This is a genomic window from Aerococcus sp. HMSC23C02 (genome assembly GCF_001806805.1).
GTDB classification, from domain to species: domain Bacteria; phylum Bacillota; class Bacilli; order Lactobacillales; family Aerococcaceae; genus Aerococcus; species Aerococcus sanguinicola.
The window spans coordinates 1-18,112 of record NZ_KV786038.1; the positions used below are offsets into that span (position 1 = coordinate 1).

General features: G+C 49.1%; 16 protein-coding genes and 1 tRNA gene. 15 read left to right on the plus strand and 2 right to left on the minus strand.

All coding sequences use genetic code 11. The annotated features are described in order from the left end of the window. Nucleotides 1-152: 152 nt before the first annotated feature. Nucleotides 153-557 (plus strand): ArpU family phage packaging/lysis transcriptional regulator, encoded by a 405-nt coding sequence (locus HMPREF3090_RS00015; protein ID WP_143485109.1) that lies wholly within the window; start codon nucleotides 153-155, stop codon nucleotides 555-557. 585 nt (nucleotides 558-1,142) lie between these two features. Here the strand turns inward: HMPREF3090_RS00015 and HMPREF3090_RS00020 are convergent. Beyond that, nucleotides 1,143-1,215: transfer RNA gene (locus HMPREF3090_RS00020), tRNA-Lys, on the minus strand. A 207-nt stretch (nucleotides 1,216-1,422) separates the two neighbouring features. Beyond that, nucleotides 1,423-2,694, minus strand: a complete 1,272-nt coding sequence (locus tag HMPREF3090_RS00025) for an amidohydrolase family protein (RefSeq protein WP_067975046.1) — start codon at nucleotides 2,692-2,694, stop codon at nucleotides 1,423-1,425. A gap of 220 nt (nucleotides 2,695-2,914) precedes the next feature. Between HMPREF3090_RS00025 and HMPREF3090_RS00030 the strand changes: the two genes are divergently transcribed. The 14 genes from HMPREF3090_RS00030 (at nucleotide 2,915) to HMPREF3090_RS00095 (ending at nucleotide 18,041) form a co-directional block, all read left to right on the plus strand. Beyond that, nucleotides 2,915-4,063: an MFS transporter gene (locus HMPREF3090_RS00030; RefSeq protein ID WP_067975049.1), complete on the plus strand. Its 1,149-nt coding sequence runs from the start codon at nucleotides 2,915-2,917 to the stop codon at nucleotides 4,061-4,063. A 180-nt stretch (nucleotides 4,064-4,243) separates the two neighbouring features. After that, entirely contained in the window at nucleotides 4,244-5,326 is a 1,083-nt protein-coding gene (gene rlmN, locus HMPREF3090_RS00035; RefSeq protein ID WP_067975052.1) for a dual-specificity RNA methyltransferase RlmN, read from the plus strand. Between the two features lie 129 nt (nucleotides 5,327-5,455). After that, nucleotides 5,456-5,755, plus strand: coding sequence for a DUF4298 domain-containing protein (locus HMPREF3090_RS00040; protein ID WP_067975055.1), 300 nt, complete (start codon nucleotides 5,456-5,458; stop codon nucleotides 5,753-5,755). 10 nt (nucleotides 5,756-5,765) lie between these two features. Then, entirely contained in the window at nucleotides 5,766-6,434 is a 669-nt protein-coding gene (locus tag HMPREF3090_RS00045; RefSeq protein ID WP_067975058.1) for a YoaK family protein, read from the plus strand. 62 nt (nucleotides 6,435-6,496) lie between these two features. Beyond that, nucleotides 6,497-7,699, plus strand: a complete 1,203-nt coding sequence (fabV, locus tag HMPREF3090_RS00050) for an enoyl-ACP reductase FabV (RefSeq protein WP_195852684.1) — start codon at nucleotides 6,497-6,499, stop codon at nucleotides 7,697-7,699. Between the two features lie 97 nt (nucleotides 7,700-7,796). Beyond that, nucleotides 7,797-8,996, plus strand: a complete 1,200-nt coding sequence (locus HMPREF3090_RS00055) for a coenzyme F420-0:L-glutamate ligase (protein WP_070485654.1) — start codon at nucleotides 7,797-7,799, stop codon at nucleotides 8,994-8,996. 741 nt (nucleotides 8,997-9,737) lie between these two features. Next, nucleotides 9,738-10,271 (plus strand): SixA phosphatase family protein, encoded by a 534-nt coding sequence (locus tag HMPREF3090_RS00060; RefSeq protein WP_067975070.1) that lies wholly within the window; start codon nucleotides 9,738-9,740, stop codon nucleotides 10,269-10,271. Nucleotides 10,272-10,294: 23 nt separating this feature from the next. Next, on the plus strand, nucleotides 10,295-11,278 hold the full coding sequence (gene folP / locus HMPREF3090_RS00065; RefSeq protein WP_067975073.1) for a dihydropteroate synthase: 984 nt from the start codon (nucleotides 10,295-10,297) through the stop codon (nucleotides 11,276-11,278). 138 nt (nucleotides 11,279-11,416) lie between these two features. Further along, complete coding sequence (locus tag HMPREF3090_RS00070) at nucleotides 11,417-12,319, plus strand: diacylglycerol/lipid kinase family protein (protein WP_067975076.1); 903 nt, start codon at nucleotides 11,417-11,419, stop codon at nucleotides 12,317-12,319. A 258-nt stretch (nucleotides 12,320-12,577) separates the two neighbouring features. Continuing rightward, on the plus strand, nucleotides 12,578-13,243 hold the full coding sequence (locus HMPREF3090_RS00075; RefSeq protein ID WP_067975078.1) for a cobalamin B12-binding domain-containing protein: 666 nt from the start codon (nucleotides 12,578-12,580) through the stop codon (nucleotides 13,241-13,243). A 10-nt stretch (nucleotides 13,244-13,253) separates the two neighbouring features. Beyond that, nucleotides 13,254-15,041, plus strand: a complete 1,788-nt coding sequence (locus HMPREF3090_RS00080; RefSeq protein WP_067975081.1) for an ASKHA domain-containing protein — start codon at nucleotides 13,254-13,256, stop codon at nucleotides 15,039-15,041. Nucleotides 15,042-15,049: 8 nt separating this feature from the next. Further along, a complete protein-coding gene (locus HMPREF3090_RS00085; RefSeq protein ID WP_246818683.1) occupies nucleotides 15,050-16,111 on the plus strand; it encodes a uroporphyrinogen decarboxylase family protein in 1,062 nt (353 codons plus the stop codon). A gap of 2 nt (nucleotides 16,112-16,113) precedes the next feature. Next, nucleotides 16,114-16,989 (plus strand): uroporphyrinogen decarboxylase family protein, encoded by an 876-nt coding sequence (locus HMPREF3090_RS00090; protein ID WP_143485108.1) that lies wholly within the window; start codon nucleotides 16,114-16,116, stop codon nucleotides 16,987-16,989. After that, the gene (locus tag HMPREF3090_RS00095; RefSeq protein WP_067975086.1) at nucleotides 16,989-18,041 is read left to right on the plus strand and encodes a uroporphyrinogen decarboxylase family protein; all 1,053 of its coding nucleotides are present in this window, start codon (nucleotides 16,989-16,991) and stop codon (nucleotides 18,039-18,041) included. The genes HMPREF3090_RS00090 and HMPREF3090_RS00095 overlap by 1 nt, the downstream gene beginning before the upstream one ends. Nucleotides 18,042-18,112: the final 71 nt, after the last annotated feature.

Below are 18,112 nucleotides of genomic sequence, written 5' to 3' on the forward strand. Positions count from 1 at the left end.
CTAGTGTTCTACAAACAGCCCTAAAAGAAGAATTGGGAATCCATTAATCAAATAACGCTTATATGAACGGAGCCAGCTAATTATAGTTGGCTCTTTTGTTATAATAAAAATAAATTATAAATAGGGAGCGTGTAAGTGTGATTAATTTAGGTGTGAAATTAGATGAAGAAGCGACAATTAAGAATGTTGAAGAGGTACTAAACGACTATCACAAATGCAAGCGACTAATGGGGATTGGCCCGCAAATTATTTCAAGCTATGACTATGCGCCATGTCCCCAGAAGGTGCAAGGGGACGAAACCATATTTAAGACGGTTGGATTAAGAGACATAGCAGGGCGAGGACTTGAAGCCATTCATAAGACTATAGACCTTCTTAGCGTTATTGAAGCCAGGAGAATTAACCAGCGTTATATTTGGCCACGGACAACGACCATAGAGGGCCTAGCAATGGGGGAAGGCTATGCAACATCTTCTTTCTACCGACAATTAAGACAAGCTAAATTAAATTTTGCAATTTTATGGCAAGGTGAAGATGAACTAGTCGTAAAAAAATAAACGTGTGAGCTATCTCTAGATTATCTTTAGAAAAGAGAGTTAAAATGTTGGTATAAGTTGATTCCTATCTCTAGATAACTGTGAGCTAATCGAGTGAAGCGGTAAAGTTGGCGGAATCGGCGCCCTTAAAAAGCTGAATCGGACAAAGTGGACACCACAAAAAGAAAAAATAGCCTTTTCGGCCCCCAAAAAAGGGGGAAGGCTACATGTTACTAACAAGGATTAAGGACCTCATAAAACCTCAATGTTATTTTAAAAATGGTGGAAAAAGGTGGATAGTGAGAACCTGACAAAACCTGACATATTTCTAGGCGTTTGAGTGATACCAGCAACCTGTTAAAACTTGTTATGATGAATCAAAATGAATACAAAAAAAGCACCTAACTTAATAGGCGCTTACTTACTAATTTAGCGGTGGGGGCAGATTAAAAATATCGTCTTTAGTCTTCAATCATGTTTAAATCCCTCTAGAAAACCCTCTAGATAAAATCTAGAGGGTTCCGCTTTTAAGCATTTCTTACTTTCCGAAGAATGCTATTATATCAACGTTTTTAGGCGATTTTGTTATCGTCTAAAACACTTCAATGGACCGTGAGAGGCTCGAACTCTCGACAGACGGATTAAGAGTCCGCTACTCTACCAACTGAGTTAACGGTCCGTGTCGTTATCGCTCAATGACGATAAATATATCTTACGCCTATCTGAGGAAAATTTCAAGTCTTTTTCGCTATTTTTTTTCAAAAAAATTTATTGGCAGCTGATAAAGTGCCAATCTTTTTTATTTTACGGGCTTTTTGAGAGGGAAATAACGATTAAAAAAGCCAAGCCCTCACTTGGACTTGGCTGATTTCTGGATGCAATAGGCTTATTTAGTCTTCCGATCAATGTCTAAAGCCGTTTGGTATTCACGGGGAGCTTTTTCGAAGAGGTATTCCCCGTTTCTGATGGAGGCTAGGCATTCGACCCGGCAGCGTTGGGCTTCGAAGACGCTAGGGGCATCGAGGACGATGAAGTTAGCGGGTTTGCCTTCGTCTAGTCCATAGCTGTCTTCCAATTGCATTAATTTGGCCCCGTTATAGGTAATGAGGTCGAAATTGCGTGGAAAGTCTTCTTCGCGCATGAGTTGGGTGGCGTGGATACCGTTGTCTAAGATGTTCATCATATTGCCGGAACCAGCTGGGTACCAGAGGTCAACGATCGAGTCTTGACCAAAAGCCACATTGATGTCATTGTCGACAAATTCTTTCACCCGGGTTAGGCCACGACGTTTAGGGTAGGTGTCTTGGCGGCCTTGGAGGAAGAGGTTTTCGGTTGGGCAGGAGACGAAGTTCAAGCCGGATTGGCGGAAGAGTCCCATCATGCGGAAGGCGTAGGCGTCGTTGACAGAACCGAATGAGCAGGTGTGGGAGGCGGTAGTTTCTTGGCCATATCCTTGCTTCATGGCTTCGGCATTGAGCATTTCCAGGAAGCGGGCTTGGTCGTCATCGGTTTCGTCGCAGTGGACGTCGATGAGTTTGTCGTATTTAATAGCCAGGCGGACAATTTCCTTGATGGAGGCCATACCGTCTTCGCGGCTCCATTCATTATGAGGGATCCCGCCCACACAGTCGGCTCCTAATTGGAGGGCTTCTTCAACGAGGTCACGGCCGGTCTTGCCTTCTTCTTCATAGGAGAACATCCCGTTTTGGGGGAAGGCCACGACTTGGATGGTGATATTATCCTTTAATTCGTCCCGAACTTCTAGGGCCGCCTTAATACCGGTGAGATTAGGGTCGGTACAGTCGGTTTGGGCGCGGATGAATTGGGTCCCGTAAGCAGCTACGTCTTTGACCGCTTGGCGGATCCGTTCTTTCATTTCTTCCTTACTGGTGCCCTTCTTGTAGTCATTCCACAAGTCAATGGCTTCAAAAAGCGTTCCGGATTCATTCTTCACCTTAGGATCTTGACCTGTGAAGTAGTAGTCCAAGTGCAAGTGGGAGTCTACATATGGGGGGAGTACCAAGCGGCCTGCTAGGTCAATTGTTTCGTCAGCTTGACCGAGGTCGGTCCCAATAGCTTTGATTTTTCCGTCTTCAACTAAGATTTCAGATGCATCATCGTGCTTATAGATACATGCATTGATAAATTTTTTTGACATCGTTTAATTACCTCCTGTCATGATATCTATAACCTAGCTTAAGGCTTTATATAGTTGAAATCAAGTCTTAGAATTCAGGGGACAGTGACTTTGCTTGAATTGACATGAGGAAATAAATACTTGCGCCAATTCGCACGAGAAAGACGCATTTAGGACTTGTCAAAACATTCAGCTGAACTATAATGGACCTTAAGTTAATAGATGAAAGGACGAAAAGAATATGCACCAAGAAAGAACAGGTTTTTCCTGGCCGCTCTTTATCTTAATGGCCAGTATTACCTTCATAGCCATCTTGTCGGAATTAATGCCCTCGGGTGTCCTGCCTCAGATGGCGGAAGGGTTTGGGATTACGGAGGCCCAGGCAGGTGGCTTTGTTGGCCAGTATGCCATTGCTTCAGCCTTCTGCGGGATTCCTATTATTTCAGCTACAGTTGAATGGGACCGGAAGAAACTCCTCATGCTCCTCCTCATTGGCTTTTGCCTAGCTAATCTCGTGATTGGGCTCCTACCGATTTATTGGCTGGCTGTCCTCGCTCGGATCTTAGGTGGGATCTGTGCCGGTGCGCTCTGGCCTATGATTTCAGCCTACGGAATGAGCTTAGTGAAGCCAAAAGACCAGGGGAAGGCAGTTGCTGTGATTATGGCTGGGACAACAGTCGGCATGAGCTTGGGTTTGCCTTTAATGACTTGGATTGGGACCCGCTTCTCTTTCCACTTGGAGTTCATTGTCATGGCTATCTTCATTGCGCTAGTTGCCTTCCTCTGTCAGATCTTCCTGCCCCATGTGCCGGGCGAAAAGCGGTCGCGGTCGAATTCCCCTCTGACCATGTTGAAGAATAAGGGTGTCCTTTTAGTTGTTCTCCTGACTGTTCTAGCTGTCGTGGCTAACTATGGGGTCTACACCTATATTACGAACTTAGTGAAGGCAATTGATTATCCAGGAATCGGACTGGCTCAAATTCTTTTTGGACTCGGTTCTATTCTGTCAGTTGTCCTAGCCGGTATTTTTATTGATCATTACCTGCGCTGGGTCTGTGCAGGCATGTTGGCCAGCGCAGCCTTAGCCATGGCTTGTTTCTACTTCCTGTCGAGCACAGGTATCCACCACTTAGCCTTTGTCCTCTGGGGGCTTGGCTTCGGAGCTCTGGTCACCCTCTTCCAAACGGCAGTGACGCGTCAGGTTAGTCAAGGAACCGCGGTAGCAACTTCCCTCCAGTCCGCCGCCTTTAATTTCTCCATTATGATTGGCTCAACGGTTGGCGGTTGGCTACTCGCCACTTCCTCTTCCGGCGCTATTGTGTTGATGGCCTTGGCCCTTCTGATGCTTGGCTTAGTGATTAGTTTAAGTACGAAGACTTATTTGTCTTAATACAGTACAAACGATAAGAATAAAAGCGAGTCAGTCCTTTGAGAGCCTGGATTTTCCTTCCAGACTCTTTTTTCTTTTACTTAGCTTAAACTTTTCTAAGAGACCCCGCCTGCCCTGTAAGTCATGTTATAATGGGGAGGAAAATTAGAAGCAATTTAAAAAAAAGGAGTAAGACAGTTCATGACAAAAGAATCAATCTATGGTCTGACGCGAAAGGAAATGGAAGAGCGCCTTGTAGAAATGGGTGAGAAGGCCTTCCGTGCTGAACAAATTTGGCAGTGGCTCTACCGCAAGCGGGTGGGAAGTTTTGAAGAAATGACTAATCTTTCTGAGAGCCTCCGCCAAGACTTGGAAGACCAGTTTAACTTTAGTCCCTTAAAAGAAGAAATTGTTCAGCGGGCTGAGGATAAGACGACCAAATTCCTCTTCCAATTGGCCGATAAGTCGATGATTGAAACAGTTCTAATGTACCACCACTATGGTTTGTCGGTTTGTGTGACGACCCAAATTGGCTGTAATATCGGCTGCCGTTTCTGCGCTTCGGGACTCTTGCCCAAGCAGCGGGACCTGACGACGGGTGAAATCGTGGCCCAGATTATGTACATCCAGCGCTATCTCGATGCCCGTGGTGAAGGAGACAAGGTTTCCCATATTGTGGTGATGGGGATTGGGGAACCCTTCGATAATTATGACAACGTGATGCGCTTCCTCCGCATTGTGAATGATGACAAGGGGCTGGCTATCGGTGCCCGGCATATTACCGTGTCAACGTCTGGCTTGGCGCCCAAGATTCGCGAATTTGCCCATGAAGGGATCCAGGTCAACTTAGCGGTTTCCCTCCATGCCTCCAATAATGAGGTTCGCTCATCCATGATGCGGATCAACCGCAAATACCCCATGGAAGAGCTCTTCGATGCCATCTATGAGTATACCGACTTGACCAATCGCCGGGTGACCTTTGAGCATATTATGATCGATGACGTTAATGACCGGCCAGAGCATGCGCAAGAGTTGGCTGACCTTCTCAAACCCATGCGAAAATTAGCCTATGTTAACTTGATCCCCTATAATCCAGTGCCCGAGAACCCCTACCGCCGGTCCAAGCCAGAAGCCATCACCAAGTTCTTCGACGTCTTGATGCAAAATAATATCAACTGTGTGGTCCGTAAAGAATTCGGGACGGAAATCGAAGCCGCTTGTGGCCAACTGCGCAGCCAGTATGAACGCAAACGCCGGGAACGTCGGCAAAGAGAAAAGGCCTAGGAGCCTGTGACAAAAGGCGCTTAGGCTATGGATTATAGGAAGCGATTTTTGCTTAACGAGTCGTTATTTTTAAAGAGGAGGGAGCTTTTGTTCCAGCCTCTGCCTAGCCCAGCAGAAAGGAAGTAAAAAATGCCAGCTATAGAACGCATCCAAGAAATGGAAAGTCACTTGAAGGAAATTCAATCTTTTTTTGAAGATTTTGACCAAGATCTGGCTAAATTTGAAGCCATCAAGCCCCAATTAGAGGCCCTCGAAGCTTATTATGGGAGCGAAGAATGGTTTGACGATTTTGATGCCTATGAGGCTGGAGGCATGCCTGAGGACTTGACTTACCAGGTGCTGAGCGAAGATGGGGTCTATGATTGTTTAGTTGACAAGCATCGGATTGCCTTGGCCCTTCTCGACTTGGCCCGCGACCTTTTAGCCTAGGGGGTGGGACGTGACAAGCGAAAGCAGACAAGCGAATTATTGGTCGGTTTTATTCCTGCGCTTTTTGGCAGGTTATATTAATGTGACGATGATTATTCATTTTGCGACCACCTTGGCGGGGCAGACGGGATCGCTGACCAATATTCCGATATTGATTGTCCAGCAGAATAATTTTGCCTTGGTGGAGACCTTGTCCGTTGTCTTTGCCTTTCTCATGGGGACTATCTTCAGTGGCTTCTGTTATCCCCATGATGATTCGGCAGTCCGCTTGCGCTATACGGCTATTCTGACGGGCTTTGGGCTCCTCTGGCTGGCGACACCCTGGCTAGATTTGCCAGCTGGCCTTCTCTTAGTCTTGACCGCTTTTTCGCTGGGCTTCCAGAATGGTATGCGGCTCTCTTATCGGGGGATTACGGTCCGCACGACGATTATGACGGGCTTGTTGACGGATATTGGTGTCATGGTCGGCCGCTGGCTCAACCGTCATCCTATTGAAATCTGGCGCTTGACCTTCCATTTGAATAATTTATGGAGCTTCTTAGCGGGAGGCATCTTAGCGGCTCTGGTGGACCAGTATACCCCTTTCCACGAAATGCTGGTGGCGGGGCTTCTGGACCTCCTGGTGGCGGGATATTTCTTCTTTTTCCGCGATAAGCTTGAAGTGACGAGCTGGCCCTAAAACTATCCAGGACCAGCTTTTTTGTGTATAATTAATAGAAAAATAATATCAGGAGTGATGAGATGACAATTGAAAGTAAGCCTGTCTTAAGAGGCAATGTGCTGATGACCGTTAACCCCATGGGGCTCAAGCAGGAGATTCAGAATCAAATTGACTATGTGAAGAGCCAGGGACACTATGAAGGGCCTAAGAAGGTCCTTGTTTTAGGGGCGTCCTCCAGCTACGGCCTAGCGACACGGATTACCACAGCCTTCGGGGCAGGGGCAGATACTATCGGCGTATCCTATGATAAGGGACCTCGTTCGGAGAAAAACTTGGGAACTCCCGGTTGGTACAATAATGTCTTCTTCCGTCAAGCGGCTGAAAAAGAAGGTTTAGTGGCAAAAAATTTCGTAGGCGATGCCTTTAGCCAAGCCTTGAAGGATGACGTCGTTCATTACATCAAGGAAGAATTCGGTGGAAAAGTTGACTTAGTCGTTTATAGTCTGGCAACCGGTCGGCGGACGGATCCTGAAACAGGAGAGACCTACCATTCAGCGATCAAATCCATCGGCCAAGAAGTCGTAGGCCCTAATATTAACCTGCAGAAAGAAGAACTCTATGAGGAAGTCTTAGAGCCAGCCAGTGAAGAAGAAATCGAAGCAACCGTTAAAGTCATGGGTGGTGAAGATTGGTATGGCTGGATCAAGCTGCTCAAGGAAGCTGACGTTCTGGCTGAAGGGGTCCAAACGGTTATTTATTCCTATTTGGGGAGTGACCTCAACCGCTCTTACTACCAAGATGGGACTTTGGGCCGGGCCAAGGCAGACTGTGATGAGAAGGCAGAGTGGATCAACCAAGAATTAGAATACTTAGGCGGAAAGGCCCAAGTTGTTGTAGCAACGGCTGTGACCACCAAGGCCAGCGCGGTCATTCCATTCTTCCCTATTTATTGCATCGCCCTCTACAAGGTGATGGCTGAGCGCGGGACTCACGAAACGCCGATTATGCACCAGGACCGGATCTACCGGGACATGGTCTACGGCAACCAGGCAGCCTACGATGACAAGGGACGCCTCCGTCCCGATCTTTGGGAATTAGATCCCGAGGTACAGGCCCAAACGGAAGCCCTTATCAAAGAAATCACGCCTGATAATTTCAAGACGGATCTGACCGCCTATGACCTGCTCTGGCACGAATTTCTGAACCTAAATGGCTTCGATGTCGATGGCGATGACGCTCAAGAAGCAGTTAGCTTAGACGACTTGAAGGCACTAGAAGCTTAGCGCTTTTTTTGAAATAAAGGTGCACGGCGAGGGCAAAACATGCTATCATGGAGACGTATTGTTTTTTATAAAATAGACTGATAAAAGGATGATGAACATGTCAAGACTGCTAGGTACTGTCGTTCGGGGACTGCGTGCACCTATTATTAAAGAAGGCGACGACCTCGCCCAAATTGTGAAAGCAACCCTCGTTCAAGCTGCGGACCAAGAAGGCTTTAAGATTCAAGATAAGGATATTATCGCGGTAACGGAATCAATTTTGGCTCGCGCCCAAGGTAATTTTGTGAGCCTAGATGCGGTCGCAGAAGACCTCAACAAGAAGTTCACTTCTGATACGATTGGAATTGTCTTCCCGATTACCAGCCGCAACCGCTTCTATCCTATTCTCCAAGCCATCGCCCGAGCCAAGTCCAAAGTGGTGATCCAATTCGCTTATCCGCGCGATGAGGTGGGCAATGCCCTGATTTCAGACCAAGCCCTTGAGGAAGCTGATATTAATCCTTGGTCGACGACATTAACTGAGGAAGAATTCGTCCAAACTTTTGGTCAACCTAAGCACCCCTTCACAGGTCAAAACTATGTGGCCCTCTATAAGGAATGTGTGGAAGGCGAAGGGGCAGAATGTGAGATTATCTTCTCTAACCGGGTGGAAACGATTCTTGATTACAGCCAGGATGTCTTGGTCTGCACCACCCATAGCCGGGACCGGTTGAAACGTGAATTGAAGAAGGCAGATGACCAAGCAGTGGTTTTGAGCCTCGATAACATTCTCAACCAAGCACCTAGCCAGGGAGAAGGTTACAATGAAGAATTCGGGCTACTGGGTGCCAATCTCTCCGGTGAAAACACGCTGAAACTCTTCCCCCGTGATGCGATGACTTTTGTTCGTGAACTCCAAGCACAGATTGCTGAAGAAACTGGAGCGACAATTGAAGTGATGGTCTACGGGGATGGGGCCTTCAAGGATCCAGTCGGCCATATCTGGGAACTCGCCGATCCCGTTGTTTCCCCTGGTTACACTGACGGGCTAGCAGGTACTCCTCATGAGATGAAACTGAAATACCTGGCTGACAACCAATTCAGCGATCTCAGCGGCCAGGCCCTAGAAGACGCCATGCGCGACCATATCAAGAAACACGAAGAAAATGAAGGCGACACCCACCACAGCTCGGTAGGCACCACCCCCCGCCAAATCACTGACCTCGTCGGCTCCCTAGCCGACCTCACCAGCGGCAGCGGCGACAAAGGCACCCCCTTCATCTACATCCAAGGCTACTTCGACAATTACTCGGACTAAACAGGGTGAGAGCAAGAGCGTTTAGCTTTGGATGCTTGGAGTAAGTCGGAATAAGAGCAAGCAAGGCTTGCACGTTTCCGACTTGCGAAAGCACGCCAAAGCTGCTCTTGCGAACCCAACTAAACCAGGGTGTGAGGGCTGGCGCTAGCTTTTTTTCACTGGAGCAAGTCACCAGAGTAGTCCGCAAGACTACGGCGGAGACTTGTGAAGTGACACGAAAGCTGCCAGACCAAACCCAACTAAACAGGGTGTGAGACTTGGCGGTTAGACTCGGATGATTGGAGCAAGTAAGGATAAGAGCGAAGCATTCGCTCGTTTCTTAATTGTGAAATCACTCCGAGTCTGCCAAGTCGAACCCGACTAAACCAGGGTGTGAGCAAGAGCGTTTAGACTTGAATGATTGGAAGCTCACCGAAAAAGTCTGGCGCTAGTCAGACATTTCGATGAGCTGAAATCACTTCAACTCTACTCTTGCGAACCCAACTAACCAGGGTGTGAGAGGATGCGGGAGAAAGGGACCTCTGGATCAACAGTCCAGAGAAGTCTAAAAGACTTCGGCGGACTGTTTTGAAGAGGACTCCTTTCTGCATCCTCGAACCCAACTAAAACAGGGTGAGAGCAGTTGCGTTCAGACTTGAATGACTGGAGGCCAAACGGAAAAGAGCGGCTTTAGCCGATCATTCCGATTGGCTGAAGTCACTTCAAGTCTGCAACTGCGAACCCAACTAAAGGAGCTAATTTATGTCATTCTTTCAATCATTGAAATCTTTTTTGGCCCCTGAAGAAAGCAAAGCAAGTGCGACAGGAAAAGGCCAAGCTAAAGACCAAGCAATTGCTCATTACTTGCTGATCATCCGTCACGGTAGACCCGATTATGAGGCGAATCCTGCTGATCCGCCCTTGTTGGCGGGGGAAGCAGCTTACCTAAAAGATCGTTACCAGGAATTTGAAGACCGCTTGAGCCCCTTTAACATTCAAATCTTATCCTCCCCCCTCAGCCGGGCTCAGCAAACTGCTCAAGCCTTCCAAGAAGCCCTTGCCCAATCTTCTAATTTAGAGATTGCGGAAAGTTCAGATCTAGGAGGAGAAGCGGCTATTAAGGACTGGATGCAAGAAAGACAGGCCTTGGTCCTTGTCGCCCATGAACCTTATGTGAGTGCTTGGCTCCGTCGTTTTGGGGGCTCTTCCCATGACTTTGACAAGGGGGATGCTGCCCTCCTTGCGATCGATGAGGAAGGTAAGGGCCGTCTCGTTAAATACATTAAAGCACATTAATTAATAGAAGAGGAGTAGCTGATATGCGATCTAGCCATTTTCGTTACCATGATAAGACACTAAGCAACGACCAAGAACCAACTATCCTGTGTGGCATTGTCAATGTCACCCCTGACTCCTTCTCAGATGGTGGCCAGTACAATAGCGTTGATAAGGCTGTCGCCCAGGCCCAGAAATTGATCAAAGAGGGAGCGGGGATGATCGACATCGGCGGGGAATCGACCCGGCCAGGCAGTACTTATGTCGCCATTGAAGAAGAGATCAATCGGGTGGTCCCTGTGATCAAGGCCCTCAAGGAAGTGACGGATGTCCCACTTTCTCTGGACACTTGGAAGGCGGATGTCGCTGAGGCTGCGATTGAAGCTGGTGTCGATATCATTAATGACATCACGGGCTTCTTAGGCGATCCACGAATGGCTGAAGTGGTGGGTCAGTCCCAGGCAGGGGCAATCCTGATGTTTAACCCTGTTACCGCTCGGCCTGACCATCCCGGCTCGCAAAAATTCCCGGAATTTGGGGACCAAACAGTCTTTACAGATGAAGAAAAAGCAGCCTTCAAGGAGATGCCAATTGAAGACGTCATGATGGCCTACTTGGACAAGAGTTTAGAACGCGCCCATGAAGCGGGAATTGATGATGACCGGATCATGTTAGACCCTGGCATTGGTTTTGGTTTGACCAAGCGAGAGAATCTCAGCTTGATTCAAAAGATGGGTCTCCTCCATGATAAAGGCTATTGGATCTTCTTGGGTGTTTCCCGCAAACGTTTCATCCAGAATATGGTGGAAGAAGCCGGCTATAATGTGGATGTGTCAACTGAGGAAGGATTTGAAAACCGGGATGAAGCCTCAGCCGCCCTGTCTACTATTGCAGCTCGGCAGGGGATTGAAGTTGTCCGTGTCCATACCATGGCCCACCACCGGATTGCTTGTCAGATTGGCGATGCAGTTCGCTTAGCCGACCAGATGGAAGATGTCAACTTTGGAGCTTATGCTGATAAGAAATAAGGAGCGAAAGGACGAGCTAGGGCTTGTCCTTTTTTTCTTTAAGACTTATTAAGGCTTAGCCAAGGGTTCAACCTAGCTTTTTTGATTTAAACAGGTGATAATAAGGCTAAAAAGAATTTATGTGAAAGGAAGACTGTTATGAAGAACTTGATGATTATTGTGAATCCCACATCAGGTGATAACCAAGGGGCTTCTTACGCCCAACAATTGAAAGAAAAGTTGGCCCCTCACTTTGACCAAGTAGAGCTTATGGAGACTGAGGGCGATGGGGATGCGACCGATTTTGCCCGCCAGGCTTGTGAAGAAGGCTATGATAGTGTTTATGTGATCGGTGGGGATGGGACCATTAATGAGGTGGTCAATGGCATCGCTGAACAAGACCACCGGCCCAAGATGGGTTTTCTGCCAGGTGGAACCAACAATACCTATGCCCAGCTCTTTAACATGTCCAACGATATTGAAGAGAGTATCGAACAGATTAACTTGGAAGAAGTTCGAGCCGTCGATATCGGCAAGTGTAATGATACCTATTTTAGCTATTACGCTTGCTTTGGCGAGATGATTGATGCGACGACTTCTACGAGTTCAGAAGAGAAGGAACGCCTGGGAACCCTCGCCTATGCCAAAAATATTGTAAAAGCACTGCCCAATGACCAAGTCCACGAGCTTCAAATCAAATCGGATACGGAATCGTTTGAAGGCAAGGCCAGCCATGTCTTTGTTCTCTTAACCAACCAGGTCGGGAACTTGCGCTTCTCTAAGAAGAAGGTCAGCCTCCAGGATGGGGAATTCGATGTCGTAATTGTGACGGATGAAGGTTTGGGGGCTAAATTGTCGGCTCTCAAGGATATGGTCTTTGGCCAATTGAATGAGAATGAAAACATTACCGCTTTCACTTGCCGGGAACTTTCCATTACTTGCCCCGACAAAGAAGACATCCAGCTCGACTTGGATGGGGATATGGGACCTAAGCTCCCTGCTCAAATAAAAGTCCTCCCCCAACATATCCAATTCTATGTCCCAGAAGCTATGGAGGATTAGTGTCTGGTAAAGCACTGTGACAAAAGTTGCTTAGTCTTTTGCCAAAAGCTTTGTGCAGGAGCGGAGCGCTGAGGTTGACCCTTCAAGGGACAAATTCAAAAGGGCAAGGGATTCTCACAAATACAATCTATTTAAGAAGTTAGGCTTTTGTTCTAGCTTCTTTTTCTATGGAGAGCTTATCGGCAAATAATGAAAAAGCTTACAAGTGAAAGCGATAACGTGTTATAGTAGAGAAGACGAAATAAAGGGGGAGCAATCATGCGTTCAAAAGAAGAATTAATCCAAGAATTGTCGGATATGGTCTTTGAGATGGAGGATGAAGAGATTATCGATACAGCTGAGGAGTATGTCCAAGCAGGTTATGATGTTCAGGATGCCATCATGGAAGGCTTAGTAGATGGGATGAGCCGGGCTGGCGTCCTCTTCGCTGAAGAAGAGTACTATGTGACCGATGTCCTGATCTGTTCGGATGCCCTAAATGAAGCCATGGCTATCTTTAAGCCCCTCTTGTTGGAACGCAAGGAAGAGGGCGGCCAGGCCCGCCATAAAATTATTTTTGGGACAGTAGAGGGGGATACCCACGATATCGGTAAGAACCTGGTCAAGGTCATGCTCGAAGTGGGTGGCTTTGAAGTGATCGACATGGGGCGTGATGTGCCACTGGATGATTTTATCGACCGGGCCATCGAGGAAGAGGCGGAATTGATTGGTCTTTCCGCCCTGATGACTACGACCATGACAGGGATGAAGACCTTGATTGAGCGCTTGGAAGAGCGGGGCGTCCGTGACCAGTTCAAGGTGATGATTGGTGGCGGGGCGGTTTCTCAGTATTATTGCGATGAAATTGGGGCGGATGGCTATTCTGAAGATGCCATTGAAGCCGTTGAATTAGCCAAACGTTTAGTTGGAGAAGGCGAGGATTAGGAGGGGTCTTGTGGTGAAGATTCAGGTTCAAGCTTGGGACCAGGTGGTAGACTATGATCCGGCGTCAGGGAAAAGTCTCTACGCCTGTTTGGTCGAAGCCGGTTTGCCGGTGCCTGGCGATTGTGGGGGCAAAGGCACTTGTGGCAAGTGTCGTTTTAAGCTCTTGGAAGGTGAGCTGGCGGCTGAGGCTTACCAGGGTCTGGCGGGCAAGTATCCGCTAGCCTGCCGGGCGCGGCCTCAATCCGATTTGCGCCTGGCTTTTCTTAATATGGAAAGGGACCACCGGATCTTAGTCACGGGAGACCGTCTCGCTCTGACTGGGCCTAAACGCTGGCGCCAAGCCAGTTTTAAATTGGACCGGGACTTGCTTCAAGCGGGGGCAGATTTAGAGACCCGCCTGGTGCAAGAGCTGGACGTTTCATCCTTTCCTGCGCAAGTCTGGCAGGGGCTTGAAATCGAGCGTAATCAAACTTACCGGGCCATTATCTGTGATGACCGAGTCCTGGCCCTCGACCTGCAAGCGGAAGATGCACGGATTTATGGCTTGGCTGTGGATATCGGGACGACCACCCTAGCTGCTAGCCTCATCAACTTAGAGACCGGGGAGGAAGTCAGCCAGGCTTCTGCCCTCAACCCGCAAATCCAACAGGGGGCGGATGTCTTGAACCGGATTTCTTATGTCATGACGGAAGGGGGGCGCGGTCTGAAGCAGCTCCAACAAGCCATTAGACGGGCCATCCAGAGCTTAATCGATGAGCTCTGCCAGGAAGCAGATTGCCCTGAAAGTGCGGTTTATGGCCTCAGTTTGGCCGGCAACACCGTTATGACCCACCTTGCTTTGGGGATCGATCCGCGTCCGCTGGGCCAGTCGCCCTACCTGCCGGTTTTTCGTTCCGGGCAGCAACTCTCCGCTAAAGCATTCGGCCTGAGAAAAATTCCTAGCTCGGCCCAGGTCATGACCCTGCCGGCAGTTTCGGCCTATATTGGGTCGGACGTGGTCGCTGGGGCCTATGCGGCTGGCTTTAGTGAGCTTGGAAAGCGCCGGCTCTTGATTGATATTGGGACCAATGGGGAGATGTTAGTCCAAGATGGGGACCGTTATGTGTCTTGTTCCTGTGCCGCCGGGCCAGCCTTGGAAGGGATGATGATTTCATCTGGCATGAAGGCGGCTGCAGGAGCAGTTGAGGAATGTTTATGGCAGGATGGTCAATTTGACCTCCAAGTGATTGGTGGAGGAAAGCCCCAAGGTTTGTGTGGCAGTGGCGTCCTCGCCCTGATCCGGGAAGGCTTGCGGGCGGGTCTGATCAGCTACCGGGGGCGGATTATTGATCCGGAGTCTTTAGCCCCAGATGATGCCCGCCGACCTTATCTCAAAGTCGATGACCAAGGTAAACGCTCTCTCCAAGTGGCTTCCCAAGTTAGCCTGACCCAGCACGATATCCGCCAGGTTCAACTGGCCAAGGGAGCTATTCGCTCAGGGGTGGAAGTCCTCTTGGAAGCAAGCCAGCTGGAAGCTGAGCAGATCGACCAGGTCCTTGTGGCGGGGCAATTTGGTCGGCATTTGGCGGAGGCCAGTCTGATCAAGACCGGCCTCTTACCGGAAGGCTTTGCGGGCCATCTCTCATATATTGGGAACTCGTCCCATAGTGGGGCCTATCTTTACCTGATGGACCAAGATGCCGCCCAGGGCTTAGAAGCCCTCGCCCGGCGGATTGATTATATTGAATTATCGCGCTTAGACGACTATGACCGTGTCTTCGCTCGGGCATCACTTTTTCCAAAATTAAAAAGAAAGTAGAGGAGATTATGATGAAAGAAATGACAGCAAATCAACGTTGGCAGGCTCTAAAGGCTGGGGAAAGTCTCGACCGGCTCCCAATTACCCTCTGCCACGCTGGTTTTGCCGCTAAATTAGCGGGGATGAATTACCGGGAGAGTTTTAATACGGCGGATAAATTAGCCAAACGTGAGCTCACCATCTATCGTGAATTTGCTTTAGATGCCTTGTCTGTGAGCTATACTTCGGTTAACTTTGCCATCCGCCACCGGTCTAAGATTAAGAGCCCGCGTGAGTCCGCGCCTTCAGTAGCTGACCATGCCCTCAAGAGCTTAGACCAAGTGGATCAATTGAAGGTTGAGGCGACGAGTTTCGACCGGGATATCTCCCAACGGATCAACTTGGAAGCTCTGGATAAGATTGACGGGGCAGTAGGGTCAAAATGCCACCCCTGCTACTGTATTTCCGCGCCGTTTACCCTTGCGTCAGGCATCTATCCCGCCGAGAAGATGCTGCGGGCGACGCGTAAGGATAAGGAAGGGCTCCACCGCCTCTTGCGCTTTGTGACCGACCGGGTGAAGGAAATTATTGAGCGGGCGGTTCAAATGCCGGACTTGAATTTCTTTATCTATGACCCAGTGGCTTCGGGCGCTTTGATTAGCCCTAAGCAATACCGAGACTTTGTCCTTCCCTATACTAAGGAAATGGTAGACTTCATTAAGGCCCATGACCGCTGTGTGGGGATGCACATCTGTGGGGATATCAGCAACCACCTTGAAGCCATTGTGGAGACGGGCGTGGATATGATCAGCCTTGACCAAACCGTTGACCTAGGCCAAGCCAAGGAAAAAGTGGGCCAAGCGATTGCTTTGATGGGCAATGTTGACCCGGTGCGGTGCTTCCTCCAAGGCAGTCCTGAAGAAGTTAGCCAGGCAGTTGAAGATTGTTTTGCCAAAGCAGGGGACAATCCAAGAGGCTTTATTATTCGCTCGGGCTGCCAATTGCCCGTGGATACCCCAGTAGCTAATGTGGAGGCCTTTATGGAAACTGCTGTCCCCTGTGCCCAAAAAGCGGCGCAAAATTGGGCCTAGCCATGGTTTTGTACAAAGGTCAGCCCTATGTCCCAGCCCGGTCTTTGGACTGTGCCCGGCCTTTTCCCGCTGAAGTCCTGGGAGCTAGTATAGACGACTTAACGACCATTAACCACTGGCCTTCTTGCCTGGCCGCCCTGGTCCAAAAATATCGTCAGTACTACCGGCAGAACTATTGTCTTCTGCCTCTTAACCATTCCCTGGAAGCCGAAGCATATGGCAGCCAGGTCTACCATGACCGTTACCTGGGAGACCGCTTAGACCCCAAAAGCAAGCGCCAGCTAGACCATGGACCGCTGGGAGCTCTACCGCTGACGGACAATGCCTTAGCCGCATCCTTGGCGGCCTGCCAGCGACTCAGTCAAAAGGGAGAGAAGATCTGCTTTAACCTGACTGGCCCCTTTACCCTGGCTGAACAGCTCTATGATTTCAATGATTTGCTAGGATGTGCTCGCCGCCAGCCAGCGAGTTACCAGGCAGTGATGGCGCCCTTAGTTCAAGGCTTGACTCGTGTAGGCCAAGCTGCTCTTGATGCGGGGGCCAGCGTGCTCGCCCTAGCTGATCCAACGGGGGATCGAAAGCTCTTAGGCCCCCGCCACTATGGTCAAGTCGCTGGTGGCTTGCAGAGGGACTTAGTCGAGAGGCTTTTGCCTTCAGTTGAAGCGCGAGGAGCCAAGCTCTACCTGTCTCCAGGCCTTTACCGCGGCTTGGCAGCTTTAGGCTGGCTGGAATGCGGCCCCAAGCTGGCCCCAGCCCAGGATTTTCCCCAGGTGCTCTTTAGGGAGACCTGGTCCGCTAAGGGACTCGTGACTGGGAGCTTGCAAGAGGGCATCTATAAGCTCAATCCAATAAACAAGCAAGAGAAAGGTGATTTTTAATGACAGAAACGATGACATCCGTTGACCGCTTGCAAGCCTATCAAGCCGGTCAAGCCGTCGATCGCCGTCCAATTATGCTCTTTCACGGAACGGTAGGAGCCAAATTGGCTGGAATGACCTACCGCGAATCCGAAATGACCGCTGAAAATATTGCCCAAAAAGAAATTACCGTTGCCGAAAAATTCGCACCGGATAATTACTCGGTTAACTTTGGCCTCTACGGAATGGGACACGCCTTGGGCAGCCAGTTTAAAGCATCTGAAGATAGTTCAGATGCCATTGTTTCCTATGCCTTGGATGACCTGGCAGCCATTGACCAACTCGATGCAGGCCGTCTCCGTCTTCGTAATGACCCTAACCAGCAGAAGCACTATGAGGCTATTGAACTGATCCAGAAGAAATTGGGGCCGGACTACCGCATTGATTATGAATTAAGTGGTCCGATAACGAGTGCCGCTAGCCTCTACCCACCGGAACAGCTCCTGCGCGCCACCCGCAAGAAGACCGACCAAGTCCACCAGCTCCTGCGTTTTGTAACGGATGCCTTGTTACAGATTATTGATGACTTTGCGGCGGCCAACCCTTCCATTGGCTTTTCTCTCACCGATCCGGTTGCCTCCGGAGCGCTCTTAAGTCCTAAGCAATACGAGAAGTTCTGCCAGCCTTATACCAAAGAAATTGTTGATCGGATCCACCATTATGGTAAGTCAGTCACCCTCCATATCTGTGGGGACTGTACCAAGAGCTTGCCCTATATTGCAGGAACTGGGATTGACTATTTCAGTGCTGACCAAACCGTTGACCTCCAAGCGGCTAAGGAAGGTTTGGGCCCTGACTGTGGCTTGATTGGAAATATTGATCCGGTGAAATATTTCTTACAAGGCCAGCCAGAAGATTTAGAAGCCCAGGTAGCCCAGTCTTACGCCCAAGCTGCTGACCATGAAGGCGGCTATCTGCTCGGCCCTGGCTGCAGTGTGCCTTATCATACGCCAGAAGAAAATATCCAAGCCTATATGGAAGCGGCCCGCCGCTATAGCCGCGATGACAAGTAGTTTTTAGTCTTTTTTAGGATTGATTCGTGCTATAATAAAGGTAAAATAAAGGGCTTGCATATTAAGCACAT

Bases quoted from the DNA above. Each gene is read 5' to 3' on its own strand.
- HMPREF3090_RS00025 (WP_067975046.1), bottom strand. From the start codon at position 2,694: ATGTCAAAAAAATTTATCAATGCATGTATCTATAAGCACGATGATGCA.
- HMPREF3090_RS00030 (WP_067975049.1), top strand. From the start codon at position 2,915: ATGCACCAAGAAAGAACAGGTTTTTCCTGGCCGCTCTTTATCTTAATG.
- rlmN (WP_067975052.1), top strand. From the start codon at position 4,244: ATGACAAAAGAATCAATCTATGGTCTGACGCGAAAGGAAATGGAAGAG.
- HMPREF3090_RS00040 (WP_067975055.1), top strand. From the start codon at position 5,456: ATGCCAGCTATAGAACGCATCCAAGAAATGGAAAGTCACTTGAAGGAA.
- fabV (WP_195852684.1), top strand. From the start codon at position 6,497: ATGACAATTGAAAGTAAGCCTGTCTTAAGAGGCAATGTGCTGATGACC.
- HMPREF3090_RS00055 (WP_070485654.1), top strand. From the start codon at position 7,797: ATGTCAAGACTGCTAGGTACTGTCGTTCGGGGACTGCGTGCACCTATT.
- HMPREF3090_RS00060 (WP_067975070.1), top strand. From the start codon at position 9,738: ATGTCATTCTTTCAATCATTGAAATCTTTTTTGGCCCCTGAAGAAAGC.
- folP (WP_067975073.1), top strand. From the start codon at position 10,295: ATGCGATCTAGCCATTTTCGTTACCATGATAAGACACTAAGCAACGAC.
- HMPREF3090_RS00070 (WP_067975076.1), top strand. From the start codon at position 11,417: ATGAAGAACTTGATGATTATTGTGAATCCCACATCAGGTGATAACCAA.
- HMPREF3090_RS00075 (WP_067975078.1), top strand. From the start codon at position 12,578: ATGCGTTCAAAAGAAGAATTAATCCAAGAATTGTCGGATATGGTCTTT.
- HMPREF3090_RS00085 (WP_246818683.1), top strand. From the start codon at position 15,050: ATGATGAAAGAAATGACAGCAAATCAACGTTGGCAGGCTCTAAAGGCT.
- HMPREF3090_RS00090 (WP_143485108.1), top strand. From the start codon at position 16,114: ATGGTTTTGTACAAAGGTCAGCCCTATGTCCCAGCCCGGTCTTTGGAC.
- HMPREF3090_RS00095 (WP_067975086.1), top strand. From the start codon at position 16,989: ATGACAGAAACGATGACATCCGTTGACCGCTTGCAAGCCTATCAAGCC.